This is a genomic window from Breznakia sp. PF5-3 (assembly GCF_029504745.1).
Classification (GTDB): Bacteria; Bacillota_I; Bacilli_A; order Erysipelotrichales; family Erysipelotrichaceae; genus Breznakia.
Genome location: NZ_JAQFIQ010000026.1, coordinates 16,530 through 33,564, shown reverse-complemented (window position 1 = coordinate 33,564; position 17,035 = coordinate 16,530). Strand labels below are relative to the sequence as shown.

Annotated in this window: 17 protein-coding genes and 1 pseudogene; 16 read left to right on the top strand and 2 right to left on the bottom strand. The window is 31.9% G+C overall.

Features of this window, described 5'->3' with window-relative positions; translation table 11 throughout:
- The first annotated feature begins 98 nt into the window (after window positions 1-98).
- The 12 genes from M2475_RS07395 (at window position 99) to M2475_RS07340 (ending at window position 13,053) form a co-directional block, all read left to right on the top strand.
- Window positions 99-944, top strand: a complete 846-nt coding sequence (locus M2475_RS07395) for a PRD domain-containing protein (RefSeq protein WP_277490557.1) — start codon at window positions 99-101, stop codon at window positions 942-944.
- A gap of 3 nt (window positions 945-947) precedes the next feature.
- Entirely contained in the window at window positions 948-2,774 is a 1,827-nt protein-coding gene (locus M2475_RS07390; RefSeq protein WP_277490556.1) for a beta-glucoside-specific PTS transporter subunit IIABC, read from the top strand.
- A gap of 13 nt (window positions 2,775-2,787) precedes the next feature.
- Window positions 2,788-4,215, top strand: coding sequence for a family 1 glycosylhydrolase (locus M2475_RS07385; RefSeq protein ID WP_277490555.1), 1,428 nt, complete (start codon window positions 2,788-2,790; stop codon window positions 4,213-4,215).
- A 165-nt stretch (window positions 4,216-4,380) separates the two neighbouring features.
- The gene (locus M2475_RS07380; RefSeq protein ID WP_277490554.1) at window positions 4,381-5,031 is read left to right on the top strand and encodes a histidine phosphatase family protein; all 651 of its coding nucleotides are present in this window, start codon (window positions 4,381-4,383) and stop codon (window positions 5,029-5,031) included.
- Window positions 5,032-5,110: 79 nt separating this feature from the next.
- A complete protein-coding gene (locus M2475_RS07375; protein ID WP_277490553.1) occupies window positions 5,111-5,671 on the top strand; it encodes a nitroreductase family protein in 561 nt (186 codons plus the stop codon).
- 215 nt (window positions 5,672-5,886) lie between these two features.
- Window positions 5,887-6,381: a hypothetical protein gene (locus tag M2475_RS07370; RefSeq protein ID WP_277490552.1), complete on the top strand. Its 495-nt coding sequence runs from the start codon at window positions 5,887-5,889 to the stop codon at window positions 6,379-6,381.
- 14 nt (window positions 6,382-6,395) lie between these two features.
- Entirely contained in the window at window positions 6,396-7,286 is an 891-nt protein-coding gene (locus M2475_RS07365; RefSeq protein ID WP_277490551.1) for a PHP domain-containing protein, read from the top strand.
- A gap of 109 nt (window positions 7,287-7,395) precedes the next feature.
- Window positions 7,396-8,742: a hypothetical protein gene (locus M2475_RS07360; RefSeq protein WP_277490550.1), complete on the top strand. Its 1,347-nt coding sequence runs from the start codon at window positions 7,396-7,398 to the stop codon at window positions 8,740-8,742.
- Window positions 8,743-8,898: 156 nt separating this feature from the next.
- Window positions 8,899-10,413: an ATP-binding cassette domain-containing protein gene (locus tag M2475_RS07355; protein WP_277490549.1), complete on the top strand. Its 1,515-nt coding sequence runs from the start codon at window positions 8,899-8,901 to the stop codon at window positions 10,411-10,413.
- A gap of 77 nt (window positions 10,414-10,490) precedes the next feature.
- Window positions 10,491-11,471: a Gfo/Idh/MocA family oxidoreductase gene (locus tag M2475_RS07350; protein ID WP_277490548.1), complete on the top strand. Its 981-nt coding sequence runs from the start codon at window positions 10,491-10,493 to the stop codon at window positions 11,469-11,471.
- A gap of 137 nt (window positions 11,472-11,608) precedes the next feature.
- The gene (locus M2475_RS07345) at window positions 11,609-12,643 is read left to right on the top strand and encodes a low specificity L-threonine aldolase (RefSeq protein ID WP_277490547.1); all 1,035 of its coding nucleotides are present in this window, start codon (window positions 11,609-11,611) and stop codon (window positions 12,641-12,643) included.
- Window positions 12,644-12,759: 116 nt separating this feature from the next.
- Complete coding sequence (locus M2475_RS07340; protein WP_277490546.1) at window positions 12,760-13,053, top strand: hypothetical protein; 294 nt, start codon at window positions 12,760-12,762, stop codon at window positions 13,051-13,053.
- A gap of 286 nt (window positions 13,054-13,339) precedes the next feature.
- Here M2475_RS07340 and M2475_RS07335 read toward each other — a convergent pair.
- Window positions 13,340-13,555, bottom strand: a pseudogene (locus M2475_RS07335) (DnaJ domain-containing protein); the annotation flags it as partial.
- Window positions 13,556-13,727: 172 nt separating this feature from the next.
- Between M2475_RS07335 and M2475_RS07330 the strand changes: the two are divergent.
- Window positions 13,728-14,159 (top strand): DUF3788 family protein, encoded by a 432-nt coding sequence (locus tag M2475_RS07330; protein WP_277490545.1) that lies wholly within the window; start codon window positions 13,728-13,730, stop codon window positions 14,157-14,159.
- A gap of 57 nt (window positions 14,160-14,216) precedes the next feature.
- On the top strand, window positions 14,217-14,504 hold the full coding sequence (locus tag M2475_RS07325) for a hypothetical protein (RefSeq protein ID WP_277490544.1): 288 nt from the start codon (window positions 14,217-14,219) through the stop codon (window positions 14,502-14,504).
- Between the two features lie 21 nt (window positions 14,505-14,525).
- Here M2475_RS07325 and gpmA read toward each other — a convergent pair whose 3' ends face one another.
- Entirely contained in the window at window positions 14,526-15,269 is a 744-nt protein-coding gene (gene gpmA, locus M2475_RS07320; RefSeq protein WP_277490543.1) for a 2,3-diphosphoglycerate-dependent phosphoglycerate mutase, read from the bottom strand.
- Window positions 15,270-15,423: 154 nt separating this feature from the next.
- Here gpmA and M2475_RS07315 point away from each other — a divergent pair, with 154 nt between their 5' ends.
- Window positions 15,424-15,876, top strand: a complete 453-nt coding sequence (locus tag M2475_RS07315; RefSeq protein WP_277490542.1) for a DUF1307 domain-containing protein — start codon at window positions 15,424-15,426, stop codon at window positions 15,874-15,876.
- A gap of 138 nt (window positions 15,877-16,014) precedes the next feature.
- Window positions 16,015-17,034, top strand: a complete 1,020-nt coding sequence (locus tag M2475_RS07310) for an NAD(P)-dependent oxidoreductase (RefSeq protein WP_277490541.1) — start codon at window positions 16,015-16,017, stop codon at window positions 17,032-17,034.
- The last annotated feature ends 1 nt before the right edge of the window (window position 17,035 follow it).

The following is a 17,035-nucleotide window of genomic DNA, read 5'->3' as shown; positions in this document are numbered from 1 at the left end:
ACGATTCAATTCTAACAAAAATTATGAATAAATTTAAGAAAGAAAGGAGTGTATATTAGAGACTTAGATAAGTCATTTCTAATATACCAGGAAATACTATGAAGATTCGTCAAATACTAAATAATAATGTAGCACTTGTAGAGCGTGGAAAGCTTGATGTCATCGTATTATCAAAAGGGATATCTTTTCATAAAAAAGTAGGAGATACCATTAGTCTAGATGAAGTTGAAAAAGTATTTGTGCCTGATTCCAATGATGTTTTAGAAAACTATAGTTATCTTTTAAGCAATGCGAGTCAGTCTACTTTAGATGCAACTTTAAAGGTAATTGAATATGCAGAAAGTAAAATCGACGAAAAAGTGAATGACTATTTGTATTTGACTTTATTAGACCATATTGACTATGCATTAAAAAGAGCAGCAAAAAGTCAATTTGTTGTCAGTCCTTTGGCGTGGGAAGTGAGAAAGTTTTATCCACATCATTATGAAATGGGAAAACATACATTGGAAATTATTACCAAGGAAACAGGTGTTGAGTTTCCAGAAAGTGAAGCAGTTGCAATTGCTTTACATTTCATTAATCTTCAAGAATCTCAAGTGGATATCAAAGATGCGATAGAAGCTATGGAAATAGTAAGTGATATTTTAACAATCATTCGTATTCATTTTCAAATGCAATTTGATGAAGGATCAATGAATTATAATCGCTTAGTAACGCACTTACAATATTTTGCGCAACGAATAACATTAGGAGAAATTTATAATAGTGAAGATACGGAGTTGAATAAGCAAGTGAGAATTATGTATCCACAAGCTTATCTATGTGTAAACAAGATACGTGTGTATTTATTGAATCGCTTTACAAAGGAATTGACACAAGATGAAGAAACATACTTAATGTTACATATTCATCGTGTAACACAACGAAATGAAAGTGAGGAATAATATATGAAGTATGAAAACCTATGTAATCGTATTGTTGAATTAGTAGGTGGAAAAGATAATGTAGAAGCAGTTGTACATTGTGCAACAAGATTACGATTTACTTTGAAAAATAGAGAATTAGCAGATCAAGATGCAATAAAAGCAATGGATGAAGTGATTGATGTAGTATCTAATAAAGTGTCATTTCAAATAATAATCGGTACAGAAGTTGCTAGTATTCATCCAGAGTTATTACAAGTTTTGGGGTTAAATGATTCAGTGGAAGTAGAAAAGCAGAATATCGTAAAGCGAATTTTAGATTTATTATCAGAATCAATTACACCAATATTGCCTGCAATGATGGCAGCATGTTTATTTACTGGGGTGTTATCAATTTTTACAATGAGTGGTTTACTTTCTGAAGAGAGCTCAACATATATAATATTTGATTCAATAAGAGTTGCTATGTTCTATTTCTTACCAGTATTTATGGCAATTTCAGCGTCAAAACGACTCGGTGCGCCTATATATCTAGGAGTATTATTAGCAGTAACTTTATTATCAGCACCAATTAATGGTGTTGAAGGATTAGAATTATTTGGTTTTGATTTACCAGCAATTACATATTCTAACTCATTTTTACCAATTTTACTTGGTTTATGGTTTATGGGACAGGTAAATAAAATAATTGTGAAGTATATACCTAAATCATTGGATTATTTCTTTACACCATTGCTTACAATGTTAATTACTTTACCTGTTACATTAATGTTATTTGGACCAATTGGTACTTGGTTGAGTGATGGACTAGGCTATATATTTCAATTTATTGGTGATACTTTTGGAAGCTGGTTAGTGCTTACAATTTATGCTGCATGCCAACCATTTTTAATTATGTTAGGAGCAGGAAATTTTATTATTCCAATTGCCCTTAATTCATATGCGACATTAGGGCATGATGCAATGTTTACACCAGCATGGATTATTTCAGATATGGCGGTTTGTGGTGCTATGTTTGGGTATTTTTTGCGAGCAAAAGATCAGAAACAAAAGCAATTTTTTGGAACGGTATCATTCAGTGCATTTATGGGAATTACAGAACCTGCAGTATTTGGGGCATTTATTAAGTATCGTCGACCATTTATGGCGGTTATTATTGGTGGTGGTCTAGGTGGTTTAGTTGCTGGATTGCTGAATGTAAAAGGATATTCAATGGTCGGATTATTTGGTATTGGAACATTTATTGACAAAAATGGATATTCAAATTTTTATTTCATGATAGGAGCATTAGTTGTTGCTTTTATTGTTGCAGCAATTGCAGGATTTCTTCTGTGGATACCTAAGGATAGTGATGTTAAAGCTGAAAATGAAGAAATTAGTACAGGTTCTTCAATGAATAAAATTCGTATTGCAACACCAATCAAAGGCAAAGTTATTCCATTGGCACAAGTAAAAGACAATGCTTTTTCTACAGGAGCATTAGGGAAAGGCCTGGGTATTATACCTGAAGATGCAACTGTTACAGCTCCTATTGCAGGTGAAGTTGTAAGTTTATTCCCAACAAATCATGCTATTGGAATTAGAAGTGAAGATGGTGTTGAAATTTTAGTTCATATAGGAATTGACACAGTGGAATTAGAGGGAAAAGGATTTGAGGTATTTGTTAAACAAGGGGATAAAGTGAGTGCTGGACAGCCACTCATTCGAATGGACTTGGACTTTATAAAAAAGGAAGGTTATGATTCGACAGTAATCGTAGTAGTTACAAATACAAATGATTACTTAGATGTAGTAGCAAACACGAATATGGATATAGATAATTTACAAGAACTAATTACGGTTATAATGTAAGGAGAGCAAAAATATGAAATTAAATAATAAATTTTTATGGGGAGGAAGTATTGCTGCCCATCAATTAGAAGGAGCATATAAGGAAGATGGAAAAGGGTTATCTGTAATGGATACAGTAACTGGTGGAAGTTATGAAAAACCAAGAGAAATCACTCCTGAAATCAAGGATGGTTTATATTATCCATCACATGAAGGGATTGATTTCTATCATCGTTATAAAGATGATATTGCAATGTTTGCAGATATGGGATTTAAAGCGTTACGTATTTCTGTAGACTGGTCTCGTATTTATCCAAATGGTGATGATGAAGAACCGAATAAAAAAGGTTTAGAGTATTATGAATCAGTAATAGATGAACTGATAAAGTATAAGATTGAACCAATTATTACATTATTTCATTTTGAATTGCCAGTAGCCATCATGAAGAAATACAATTCATGGTTGAATAGAGAAACGATCGATTTATATTTACGTTTTGTAGAGACAGTAGTAAGAGCTTATAAAGGAAAAGTAAAATACTGGGTAACATTTAATGAAATGAATCACCTTGATCCAGAGACCGAAGTATCAGCATTGTTCACGTACATGCTAGCAGGAGTAGAATATGCAAAGATAAAAAACAAAGAACAAGATTTGGCACTCATCGGATATAATATGACATTGGCATCTGTAAAAGCTGTGAAGATGATTCATGAAATTGATAAAGATAGTCAAGTAGGATGTGTATTTGGATTATCACCATCTTATCCAAGAACTTGTAAACCAGAAGAGGTGATGAAATCTTTCAATGATACCATACGTGATTTTTATCAGATTGATGCAATGACATATGGAGAATTTCCTAAATATAAACTTCATGAATATAAGAGGATGGGAGTTGAACTAGAAATATCGGAAGAAGATAAGCAAGCATTTAAAGAAGGGATTTTAGATTTCATAGGGTTGAATTATTATATGAGTCAAGTAAGCAGTGTTACAGTGGAAGAAAATGACCAAGAATCGCTTTTTGGAGGAGTGGTAAATCCATATTTAGAAAAATCAGCGTGGGGTTGGACTGTGGATCCTATAGGGTTACGTTATTTATTAAACTTCATGTATCGTAAATATCAAAAACCAATTATTATTTGTGAGAATGGATTAGGAGCAGTAGATGAAGTGGGAGAAGATGGAATAGTACATGATACATATCGAGTTGAATATTTAAATAAGCATTTAGCTCAATTAAAAAACGCAGTATTAGAAGATGGGGTAGAATGTTTTGGCTATTTGATGTGGGGACCAATTGATTTGGTCAGTGCAACAACCGGAGAGATGAAGAAACGTTATGGATTCATCTATGTAGATAAGCATGATGATGGGACAGGAGATTTATCAAGAACACCAAAGGATTCTTATTATTGGTATAAACATATGATTGCAACCCAAGGGGAAGAATTGTAAAGTAGAAAGAGCTGAAATGAAGCAATTTAATCGATTGATTAATGGCGAGCGTTTCAGCTCTTTTTTTTATTTCTGTATAGGATTCTGTATGATAGAAGATACTTTTACTTTGCATAATACAGGTATTTAATTTACAATGTCATAGTAATGTTAATGGAGGAACTTATGAACTTTTATTTTATTCGACATGGAAAAACATATTTTAATATGTATGAGAAAATGCAAGGGTGGTCAGATACTCCACTTATAGATGAAGGAATTGATAATGCAAAAAGTAGCGGTGTTGCTTTGGCAGATGTTGTATTCGAGAATATTTATAGCAGTGATTTGGGAAGAACGATTCATACAGCGAAAATCATCAAAGAATATAACCAATCATTAGTGGATAAAGCATTGATTACGGATAGTAATTTTAGAGAAACTTTTTTTGGTGGTTTGGAAGGTGATGCAAGTAAAGAGGTATGGGGAAAAGTAGCAAATGAATTTGGTTACAATGATGTAAATGAACTTTTTGCTAAGCAAGGGGATTATATTAAAATTTCAAATACTTTACAAAAAATTGATCCTTTTAAAAATGCGGAAACATATGAAGATGTAGTGAAGAGGGCAACCAAAGGAATTAATAATATTTATAATAGTGCAGTAAATAAAGATGTAAATGTGTTAGTTGTAACACATGGGAATACAATTCGTAAAATTGTTCACAGTATTGATAAGCGTATCAATGTTAATCAAGAGATTGGAAATGGTAGTCTTACAATGGTTAGCTATGATGGTGAGAAAGCCACCATCAAAGAGTTTAATAAATCATTATAAATATTAATAGTTTAAAGTCTGTGCATGCCGTACCTTTTTAAGATATAATGAAATTGGCTTTAAAAAGGACGGTAGCAATATGGAAAATCAAGTACTTCAGAATATAAGAAAGCGACGTAGTATTCGTGATTTTAAAAAGGATCAGGTTCCAAAAGAATTGATTGAAACAATTGTTGAGGCAGGCTTAAGTGCTCCTTATGCAGAAAGGAATTCTACTTTTATAAGTGTTATTCAAAACAAAGACATTTTAGATGAAATCAATGATTTGGCAAAAGCAACAGCTGTAGAATTAGCAATTGAGGGATTGAGTGATTTAGGAAAGGATGAAGAATTTCATTGCTTATATCAAGCCCCAACATTAATTCTTGTATCTGCAAAAGAAGATAGTTCTAGTCCTGATCAAGATGCAGGAGCAGTTACACAAAATATGTTGTTGGCAAGTGAGTCTTTAAACTTAGGATCATGTTGGTTATTTTATCCAATTCTTGCCTTTGTACTTAAGAAACATGCATCCCTAAAAGAAAAGTTGAATATCCCAGAAGGGTATAAACCATGCGCTTCCTTAATCGTAGGATATAAAAGCAATGAGAACCAAGAAGAAAGAACATTGAATTATAATCGTGTATCTTACATTTTTTAATAATAGAATAGATACATCTTGTTATTTTGATAACTAAATAACATGGTGTATTTTTTTTTGTTTATAAAAATATTGGTATTGCCAAAAATTTCCGATTCATAGATATAAAAAGCATTAATTTTTGGTTACAAAAGGTTCTTTCTTTTGGTTTTCAAAGCCTATTGTATTCTATTTATACTTTGCTTATTATGAAGGTGTAAAAGGAGTGAAAGATCATGAAAAAGCAACTAATTAAAGATTTGTTATGTATGGATGCAACAAGTGATAAAAATGTAATTGTAAATGTTGGAGTACATCCAATGATTTCTGGTTCACAATGGATAAATGGAATAAAAGATAAATATCCAACCGCAAAAGTGCTTGTTGATTTGAAAATAAGTGGTGAAGATTTCTTGAATGCGAAAACAGCATTTGATGAAGGAGCTGATATTGTTAGTGTTTTAGGGGTAGCATCTGATGAAGTGATTCGCAATACCTTATTGATTGCTGAAGCTCTTGGTAAAGAGGTCTTAGTAGACTTTATCGGTGTAGAAGATGAAGCTAATCGGCTTATTGATATGGATATTTTTGGTGTTCATTATGTATGCTTACGAGATAAAAATTTAGATAGATGTAAATTTGAAGCAAACGATGATGTAAAACTATGCTATTATGATATTAGACAGTATAGTTATTTACTCAACCAAGAAAGGGTTGAAGTACAAATATAGTAAAGGAGCTTCAAATGAATAAAATTGATTTGCATATGCACTCACTATATAGCGATGATGGTGAGTATACACCCCAAATGTTGATTGATATGGCAAATAAGAAAGCTATATCTTATATTGCAATAACGGATCATAATTCAACAAAAGCATATTTTGATAATGTTGATAAGAAAGGTATTGAAATAATTCCAGCAATTGAGTTGGATGTGACTTTTCAAGATAAAGATTTTCATCTATTAGGATATGGGATTGATCCAACTAGTGATATATTTGAGGAAATAGAAGAAACTATATTAGAACAAGAGTTGGCGGCTAGTCAAATGCGACTTGATGTCATACAAAATATTCTTAATGTTTATATTGATAAAGTGAAATTGGATGCATTATCGCCCAATGGCGTGTATGTTGCAGAAACAATATGTGAAGTCATAATGGAAGATGAAAGAAATCGTGATAATCCATATTTAAAAGAATATTATCCTGGTGGCGCACGTAGTGATAATCCTTATGTAAACTTCTATTGGGATTATTGTGCAAAAGGAAAACCAGCCTATGTGGAAATTAAATATATTACCCTTGAAGATGCACTCACAATTTATCGTAAGCAAGGAGCACTTGTTGTATTAGCGCATCCTGGTAACAATGTGAAAGAAAATGATCAATTGATGGAAGATATCATAGACTCAGGTATTGATGGTATAGAAGTATATAGTAGTTATCATAGTGCTGAACAAATTGATTATTATAAGAACTATGCACAAAGCCATCAATTATTGATGACATGTGGAAGTGATTTTCATGGCAAAACGAAACCTAGAGTATTTATGGGAGAATGTAGAATGCCAAAAGCGGAAGAAGACATCTTAATTAATGAAATAAGAAAGCTAATGAAACAGTCTACATAAATAGACTGTTTTTTTGTTCGATAGCATTTTAATTGTGTTTTAAGACATTTTATAAATGTAATATTTATAAAATGATAAGATAGCCTCATCATTCAGGGAGGCATATAGAATGAAAGTATTAAAGAAAATAGTAGTGATAGTTACTGTATCTATTATAGGCATTTGTTCAACCGTTTTAGGTGGTAATGTTCATGCAGATGAGAAAGGTGTTCAGATACAGTATGACTATGATGGAACAACTGTTTCATCAAATAGAACAATTAAAGAAGATGAGACGACAAATTTGTTGAATGATGAACAAGGTAACAATCTTCAACAAAAAGAATATAATGATAAACAATATGATTTAAAAGAAATTAGTATTTCTAGATATCGTCAAAAAGTGAGAATAGAATACTATGTTGGAAATTATAATGCTAGTACCTTTATTGGAGCTGATGAAGGATATGCAGATTATGAAGATTATATAGGAGATTACATAAAGAAAATTGGTGATATTAATGCAATGTTTAATCAAAACTTACCAATGAATTATATGGTAGTTCCTTATAATCAAAATGAATCTTTTTCCTATATTTCTGAATATGAGCAAACAGAGGATCCATATGTTGTAAAAGTATTGGTAGCAGAAGTAAAGAAATATAATGTTTCTGCAATTGTCTATCAAAATCGGCAAGATAAAATGAATCCCGATCCTATTGGTATGACAAAAGCAGAAATTGATAGTATGAATGACTTTTGGAAAGTATACACATTGAATACCAGTTTTACTGCGGTTGTTGGACAGTCCATCAATCTAAAGTATGTTGGGCAGTTTTATGATACAACGACATATAGTAATCGCAAAGGAACACTAAAACATATGGGGTTCTATGATAATACGAATACATATGGAGATTCATCAATTATAACAATCACTGATGCAACAAGTACATCATTGGATATTGCTGGTTTTTATGAAGTAGAAGATTATGGAAATCCTGCAGTAAAACCATCAAGTAGTAGTGCGGTGACTAGCGGATCTAGTATTGGATTTTCAGGGAATACTGTTACTTGGAAAACACCTGTTGTTACAGAGACTTTAAAGATTGAGGATGATGTACATATGCACAAATTAAGTGCTTATCCATTTCATTTAGATGATGATCCTTTCGATCACCCAGAATACATATTATATTATTTATCAGACAATTGGATATTGGCTCACAAGTTAACTATCACATATCATTATGAGAGTGATGAAGAGCTTGTAATAACACCTGTTGATTCAAAACCAAAAGATTCAACAAAGCTACCAGTAAATGATACGAAAGAGGATAGTAAAAGGATATCTATGCAAAGTGTAAAAACATCTGATGCAAGTGATATCAATCACCAGTTTTTATTACTAGGATTTGCTATGATGATAATTATAAGTGTTGTAAGTTATCAAAAATATACTAGAAAAGAGTTATAAAACGCTTTTTTTATGGGAAAGTTGTGCTATAATGTTTGCAGGTGGTGAGAAGATGAAGAAATAGATAATACATTATGAAATTTGAAATATCTCGAATACGATATTTTGATAATGTCTTGTCTATGGTCCCTTAACTATTTGAGAGGGGGAATTTGTATGTTAAAAATACAGCATCTTACAATAACTGATACTACTTCAAAAGTATTAATAAATGATTTGTCACTTATTATAAATAAAGGTGATAAAATTGCTATCATTGGTGAAGAGGGAAATGGTAAATCTACACTTTTGAAAGCAATATATGATAAAAGGAGTGTGCATTCTTATGCACAGATTATTGGAACTATAGACATGCAGTTTGATCTTGTTGCTTATCTGCCACAGCAGATAGGAGAGGATTGGAATGCATGTTTTATTTATGAATTTTTATTGAAGGACCAAATAGACGAAGAATTAGACTATAACTTATATCAAACGTATGAAGCATTATGTGTGAAGATTAATATACCAAAAGAATTATTGTATCGAGATCAGAAAATGAAAGAATTAAGTGGAGGTGAAAGGGTTAAACTTCGACTGTTAAAAGTATTAAAAGATGACCCTGATTTATTGTTGTTGGATGAACCAACAAATGATTTGGATATTTCAACGATTGAATGGTTGAGTGAGTATATAAAAATGAGTAGTTGTGGAGTTTTATTTATTTCTCATGATATTGAATTAATTGAAGAATGTGCAGATCAGATATTACATTTAGAACAACGTAATAAACGTAATAAACCCGTATGGACGCTGGTTGGAAATGATTATCATGAATATGTGGAACAACGCAATCAGCTTTACGATAAGGAAAAGCAAGTTGTTGCGAGTAAGAAACGCGAGTATAAAAAGCAAATGAATCATATTAATGATATTAAAAATGCGGTTACTCATGCACAAAACAATGTACCAAGAAGTATGCCATTTATGGGACGTTTATTAAAGAAGAAAATGAAGGTTGTGAAAGGTATTGAAGAAAGATTAGGTGAAGATGATTTTGACTTAGATACCTATGAAGAAGAGATTAATTTGCAATTAAAAAATGAGCATTATCATGCTAGCAAACGCGTCCTTGATTTACATGAAGATATTTATATCAATGATCGATTATTAATAAAAGATTGTAATATAGAAATTTTTGGACAAGATAAGATAGCACTGATTGGTGACAATGGAACAGGAAAAACGATTCTGTTGAAAACAGTACGTCAAATCATTGCTGACAATGATTTGGATTATGCATATATGCCACAGAACTATGAAGAGATATTAGATTATCAAAAAACACCAATTCAGTTTCTACAACAAGCTACAGAGAGTTCACTTACACAAATTCAAGAATTTTTAGGCGCTATTCACTTAACAGCACTTGAGATGGATAAAAAGATTATGGATTTAAGTGAAGGGCAAAAAGCTAAATTATGTGTGGTGTATTTAATTTTGTCAGAACCAAAAGTGTTATTGATGGATGAACCAACAAGAAATATTTCACCACTTAGTAAACCAGTAATTACACGGCTTTTAAAAGAATATCAAGGCTGTTTAATACTTACAACACATGATCGTTATTTACTGAATCAATTACATCCAAAAGTATATAAAATTGATCATCAAAAATGGATCAGTGAATAAATGAAAAAGTTCTAGTAGTTATTTCTAGAACTTTTATTATATAATATAGATAATATGGAAAGGCAAAGGAGAAAAACATGAAATTTGGAATAGTAGGAACGAATTTTGTATCAGATTTTTTTATGGATGGAGCGAAGCTTGTTGATGCATGTGAAGTTGTCGGAGTTGCGGATGTTTCTCAAGAAATAGCAAAGCGTTTTGCAGATAAATATGATATCCCCAATGCTTATGGTTCTTATCAAGAAATGGCAGAAGCAGGTTTGATTGATGCCGTTTATATTGCAGTTCCTAATGGGTTGCACAAGGAAATTAGTATGTATTTTTTGGATCGTAAGATTCCAACCTTTTGTGAGAAACCATTAGCAAGTAATAAAGATGAAGTAGCTGAAATGTATGCATGTGCTACAAAAAACAATACATATTTGCAAGAAGGGTTGATACCACTATACAATCCAAACTTAAAGAAAGTGAAAGAAAGTATTTCCCAAATAGGAAAAATTCATCAAGTTACATTTACGTTTGCCAAATATTCATCTCGCTATGATGCATATTTGCGTGGCGAAAATCCTTCTACCTTTCGCAGTGATTTAGCAAATGGAGCGATTATGGATTTAGGCGTATATGTAATTGCTGATTGTATCGCCTTGTTTGGAAAACCAAAAGAAATTATTAGTAGAGCAGAAGTATTAGATACAGGTGCTGATGTAGCAGGAGCAAGTATCTTTGTATATGATGATTTTATTGCGACATTATCTTATTCAAAAGCATCTGATACAAAAAATCTTTGTGAGATATGTGGAGAGCAAGGTATGATTACAATTGATCAACCGAGTCAACCACAAGAAGTTATTTTATATGATCGCATAAAGAAAGAAAGTAAGATTATTAGTGAAAAACCAAGTGAAAACTTTTATTATGAGATAAAAGAAATGATAGAACAGGTTAATAAGGGAGAGATATCATCAGTAAGTGTTCCTCATACATTATCCAAAGAAATTCATGAAGTATTGAGCGAATGTCGTAAAGAAGCGAAGATTGTATTCCCTTGTGATAAATAGCAATTTGAAAAAGAAACAGCAATGTTTCTTTTTTTGTTTAAGCTTTCTAGTTAGATATCATTTTTTTCAATAATTAATATTGTGAGTTTCAAAAAAAGACGATACTATAATGTTATATATTGTTAGGAGGTAATAGTATGATTCGTTTTGAATGTGATTATGCAGAAGGCGCTCATCCAGAAATTTTGGCGTTGTTGGAAAAAACCAATGTTGAACAAACACCAGGGTATGGGTTAGATCCTTATTGTGAAGAAGCAAAGAAATATATTAAAAAAGCATGTGAGAATGATGAAATTGATGTTCATTTTTTAGTTGGAGGAACGCAAACAAATCTAACTGTGATTGCATCAATTCTAAAACCCCACCAAGGAGTAATTGCAGCTGTTTCAGGACATATCTATACACATGAAACAGGGGCAATTGAAGCATGTGGGCATCGTATTATTACATTGGATAGTAGTGATGGAAAGATTTCGGCAGCTCAAATACAGAAGGTTTGTGAACAACATGATAAGGATGTCAATAAAGAACATACAGTACAACCAGGCATGGTGTTTATTTCAAATCCTACAGAACATGGAACCATTTATTCAAAACAAGAACTTATATCAATTAAAGAGGTATGTAAAGAGTATGGGCTACCACTATATTTAGATGGAGCTCGTTTGGGGTATGGTCTTGTTGCTGAAGAGAATGATCTTACTTTAGCTGATATTACAGAGTTGTGTGATGTATATTATATTGGAGGAACTAAGATTGGTACTCTTTTTGGAGAGGCGGTTATTATTCGTAATGAGAAATTGAAAAAAGACTTTCGCTATCATATCAAACAAAGAGGTGGGATGCTTGCTAAGGGAAGAATCTTAGGGATACAGTTTTTACAATTGTTTAAGAATAATTTATACTTTGATATTTCATTACATGCAATTAAACAAGCAAAACGGATAAAGCAAGCATTTCAAGAAGCAGGGTATGATTTTTTATATGATTCACCAACCAATCAATTATTTCCAATTTTGCCTGTACAGAAAGTGGAAGAACTTTCAAAGGAATATGCTTTTATAAGATGGGAAGAATTATCAAGTGAAAAAGTTGTGGTTCGCTTTGTTACAAGCTGGATGACAAGAGAAGAAGATGTATCAAAATTGATTGAGGATATTTTGAAAGATTAGTCAATCAATATAATTTACAATCGTATGATTCATGTTACTATAATAATAGAGGGAATAGTTAGTTGTATCAGTTCAATTTGATTCTTGTATTAGTAAAAATTGAAAGGAAGTGACGGATGATGAAACATAATCTTGCTTTGGCAATGGGTGTTAATTTATCAGCTATTTCTTGGGAAGAAACGATTCCTAAAAAACGTGTTCAATATAATAAAAATCGCCTTTTGGTATCGTTTGTATTGAACAAGGAAGCGAGTCAGCAAATACTTGAGGAGTTTCGAGATGATTTATTGATGATGAATAATAGTCAAGAAAATCAACTAATGGAAGCTGTTAAGTTTTCACAAAATGCAGTAGAAAGAATGGAGATTTGTAGTGATTACACACAAGATGTATCTTACAAATTGCATTAAAAAAGAGCGCGTAAGCGTTCTTTTATAATCCAAATAAGGAAAACCACATACGGAAGAGAAAACTCATAATAAGCAATTGAATGATAAATCCTATAAAGCCTCCACTGCGTCTTCGTGGGCGATTGTTATATTGGTATTGTTGTTGGTTTTGATATTGTTGACGTTGCTGTTGTTGTTGAGCATTAGCTCTAAAGAAAGCTTCAAATAAATCTTCCATGGTTGTAAATTGTTGGTAAGATCCTTGTCCACTTTGTTGGTATTGTTGACGATAACGCATTTGTTCAGGACCTGCCTGTCCAAATTGGTCGTAACTCTTGCGTTTTTCAGGATCACCTAGAATTTCATAGGCCTCATTCACTTCTTTTATTTTTGCCTCAGCATTAGCTTCTTTACTAACATCTGGATGATACTTCATCGCTAATTTGCGATATGCTTTTTTTATTTCATCCGCAGTTGCAGTTTTAGAGACACCTAATATTTGATAATAATCTTTTTGTGCCATTATATTGCCTCCAATCCAACAATATCTTATTGAAACATATCATACAATTAATCATTAGAATATTCAAGTAAAATGGCTTAATTTGTTACTTCCACATAATTTGGTTTTGTTATCACATTTTTTGAGAAATAAAAATTATCCGATATAATAAAAATAGTAAAGGAGAAACATTATGGGAAAAAGAATGTTAGATAAAAAGCATGAACCAACTTTAGATGAAATTAAAAGTACAATTGGAAAGCAATATGCATTGCTTGAATATTTAGAAGATAATTTGAATCAACGTTATGATTTAATTAAAGATTTAAAATTTCCTTTTGGTAATGCCTATGGATGGGGCTACAAGTACGCTCATAAAGCAAAGCATCTAACATATGTATTTTTTGAAGAGAATGATATTACAGCAATGCTCCAAATTGGAAGTAAGGAAGCTGTTATCTTTGAAAAGGATTTGGATAGTTATCTTCCTAAAACAAGAGTTTTATGGGATGATAAATATCCATGTGGAGAACATGGTGGATGGATTCAATATACGATGAAAGATAAGCGAGAAGTAGATGAAGTATTAAAAATTCTTGCTTTACGAAAAAAACCTTTAAAATAATTGAAACTTTTTAGGAATAAAAAACGTCTAGTATAGTAGACAAAATAAGGAGGTAGTATGAATTATTTAGCGAGAATACGTGTTCCAGCAGAAGTTGGTGGATGGATTATTGTGTTAGGTGCGCCATTTTTAGCAGCGGGAATCATTTTTACAGTTGGAGAGCCAATTGCAAAATTAATCACTCGTAATTTATCAGAGAGTGAAAGAAAGAAGCACATAGTAACAAGAGCAGTAACTTGGTTAGCGTTGCTTAGTGTACTTATCGTAGTTTTGATATTTTCTCTTCCAGCGTTTGGAATCACACCACTAGGAGATCCATTTAATATAGCTCCAGTAGGATACTAAAAAAACAGGCAATGCCTGTTTTTATTTTGCTTTCCCTTGATTTGCAACACTTTGCATTTTCTTTTCAATCTCACTTTGATTTCCTAGGTAGTACTTATTAATAACATTAAAATTATTATCAAATTCATATACTAAAGGAACACCAGTAGGAATGTTTACACCAACGATTTCATCGTCACTTAAATTATCTAGATATTTTACCAAAGCTCGTAGTGAGTTTCCATGAGCAGTAATCAATACTCGCTTACCTGCTTTCATCTGTGCTACAATTTCTTCCTCATAATAAGGAATAACTCTAGCTATCGTATCTTTTAAACTTTCAGCTAAAGGTAATTGATTTTTATCTTCGTAACGATATTGTTCTAATAATTGGGGATTACGCTTGTCATCTTTACTTAAACTTGGGGGTTGTACATCAAATGAACGACGCCAGATTTTGACTTGCTCATCTCCGTACTTTTCAGCAGTTTCAGCCTTATTTAAACCTTGTAAGGCTCCATAGTGACGTTCGTTTAATTTCCAACTTTTATAAACGGGAAGCCATTCACGATCTAGCGCTTCTAATACATAATTCTGTGTGTGGATTGCTCTTTTTAAATAAGAAGTATAACAAACATCAAAATCATAGTTATCTTCTTTTAATAGCTTTCCAGCAGTTTTCGCTTCTTCTTTTCCAGTATCAGACAAATCAACATCCGTCCAACCAGTAAATAAGTTTTCTTTATTCCATACACTTTCTCCATGGCGAATTAATACAAGTTTCATATAGATACCTCCTTGCACATAAAGTTAGCTTTATATAACTTATAATATAATACCGTAAATTGAATAATAAGTAAAGTATAACGAACGCTTTATTCACACAATGTTCAGTTGACTAATTGTGTTTTCAAGGATAAGATTAGAAAAGGAGGTTCCTATGAATAAGTTAAAAGTATTGATGGCAAGTATTTTATTTGTGTCATTAGTTGGTTGTAGCGGGAGTAGTGGAAAAACACTTACTTGTACAATGAAAGATAGTAATAATAAAGTCGAATTAAAGTATGATGATGATGTACTAAAAAGTATTACCGCAACACAGGAAACAGATCTTAGTACTTATGGAATGAGTGATGAAGAAACAGAAAAATTGGCTAAAGAATTTGCAGAATCATTAGCTGAAATAAAAGGTTATACATATACTTATAAAGTAAAAGATGGAAAGTTAAGTGAAACGACAACTTTAGATTATGAAAAAGCTGATTTTGATGAACTTATCAAGAATAACTTTCTCACTGAAGATGATCTAAAAAAAGATGATGACAAAAAGCAATACATTAGTTTCAAAACGATGAAAGAATCAATTGAAAGTAGTGGCTATACTTGCAAATAAAGCTTAGATTATTATTTAAGCTTTTTTTATATCATTTAGGAAAGATTACTAAAAGAAGCCATTTTCTTATTAGGTAAATGAGTTGTTGAAATATTTTAAAAGGGGTATGATTAACGTATAGTAAAAGGAGGTATTTATATGAAAGTTTTTATGATTGGAGGAACTGGATTATTAGGATTGGAAGGGGCAAAGGAACTTGTAAAACAAGGACATAAAGTTGTATCTTTGGCTTTGCCACCACTACAAGATGATTTGAATTTACCTGATGGAATGGAAGTAAAGTTTGGAAATTATTTACAAATGTCAGATGCGGAATTAAAAAATATCATGAAAGACTGTGATGGTTTTGTTTTTGCGGCAGGTGTGGATGAACGTGTCGAAGCGAAGCCACCTATTTATGATTTGTTTAAAAAATATAATATTGATGCATTGACAAGATTATTGGATATAGCAAAAGCAGTAGGTATAAAACATACGGTTGTATTGGGATCTTATTTTTCTTATTTTGCAAAGGAATGGAAAGATTTAGAACTAACAAAGCATCATCCTTATATACGTTCTAGAATTGATCAAGAGAATGCTGCATTTGCTTATGCAGATGATGGTGTGATGGATGTTGCTGTATTAGAATTACCATATATATTTGGTGCTCAAAAAGGTAGAAAACCAGTTTGGTTATTTATTGCGGAAATGATTAAGAATACACCAACTAAAGAACTATATTATCCAACTGGTGGAACAACAATGGTAACGATCCGTCAAGTAGGTGAAGCGATTGCAGGTGCTTTAGAGAATAATAAAGGTGCGAAAGCATATCCAGTAGGTTGGTATAATATGACTTGGAAACAATGGTTAGAAGAGTTCTCTGCGGATATGAATGATCCTAAAACTGTTGTAACAATCCCTACGGAACCTTATTTGGAAAACATGAAGCAAATGAAAGCACAAATGGATAAGGAAAATAAAGAATTGGGATTAGATATGGTTGAATATGTGAAATTGATGACTACAAATACATTTATTGATAAGAAGATTATAGAAGATCAATTGGGTGTAAAAGAGGATGACATCCATAAAGCAATTCAAGATTCGGTAGATGTATGTATGGATATTATGAAGCATCCAGACAAAGAAGTGTTGGATATGAAGGCTGAGTAAT

Bases quoted from the DNA above. Each gene is read 5' to 3' on its own strand.
- M2475_RS07365 (WP_277490551.1), top strand. From the start codon at position 6,396: ATGAATAAAATTGATTTGCATATGCACTCACTATATAGCGATGATGGT.
- M2475_RS07395 (WP_277490557.1), top strand. From the start codon at position 99: ATGAAGATTCGTCAAATACTAAATAATAATGTAGCACTTGTAGAGCGT.
- M2475_RS07340 (WP_277490546.1), top strand. From the start codon at position 12,760: ATGATGAAACATAATCTTGCTTTGGCAATGGGTGTTAATTTATCAGCT.
- M2475_RS07375 (WP_277490553.1), top strand. From the start codon at position 5,111: ATGGAAAATCAAGTACTTCAGAATATAAGAAAGCGACGTAGTATTCGT.
- M2475_RS07310 (WP_277490541.1), top strand. From the start codon at position 16,015: ATGAAAGTTTTTATGATTGGAGGAACTGGATTATTAGGATTGGAAGGG.
- M2475_RS07370 (WP_277490552.1), top strand. From the start codon at position 5,887: ATGAAAAAGCAACTAATTAAAGATTTGTTATGTATGGATGCAACAAGT.
- M2475_RS07345 (WP_277490547.1), top strand. From the start codon at position 11,609: ATGATTCGTTTTGAATGTGATTATGCAGAAGGCGCTCATCCAGAAATT.
- M2475_RS07355 (WP_277490549.1), top strand. From the start codon at position 8,899: ATGTTAAAAATACAGCATCTTACAATAACTGATACTACTTCAAAAGTA.
- M2475_RS07390 (WP_277490556.1), top strand. From the start codon at position 948: ATGAAGTATGAAAACCTATGTAATCGTATTGTTGAATTAGTAGGTGGA.
- M2475_RS07325 (WP_277490544.1), top strand. From the start codon at position 14,217: ATGAATTATTTAGCGAGAATACGTGTTCCAGCAGAAGTTGGTGGATGG.
- gpmA (WP_277490543.1), bottom strand. From the start codon at position 15,269: ATGAAACTTGTATTAATTCGCCATGGAGAAAGTGTATGGAATAAAGAA.
- M2475_RS07330 (WP_277490545.1), top strand. From the start codon at position 13,728: ATGGGAAAAAGAATGTTAGATAAAAAGCATGAACCAACTTTAGATGAA.
- M2475_RS07385 (WP_277490555.1), top strand. From the start codon at position 2,788: ATGAAATTAAATAATAAATTTTTATGGGGAGGAAGTATTGCTGCCCAT.
- M2475_RS07360 (WP_277490550.1), top strand. From the start codon at position 7,396: ATGAAAGTATTAAAGAAAATAGTAGTGATAGTTACTGTATCTATTATA.
- M2475_RS07350 (WP_277490548.1), top strand. From the start codon at position 10,491: ATGAAATTTGGAATAGTAGGAACGAATTTTGTATCAGATTTTTTTATG.
- M2475_RS07380 (WP_277490554.1), top strand. From the start codon at position 4,381: ATGAACTTTTATTTTATTCGACATGGAAAAACATATTTTAATATGTAT.
- M2475_RS07315 (WP_277490542.1), top strand. From the start codon at position 15,424: ATGAATAAGTTAAAAGTATTGATGGCAAGTATTTTATTTGTGTCATTA.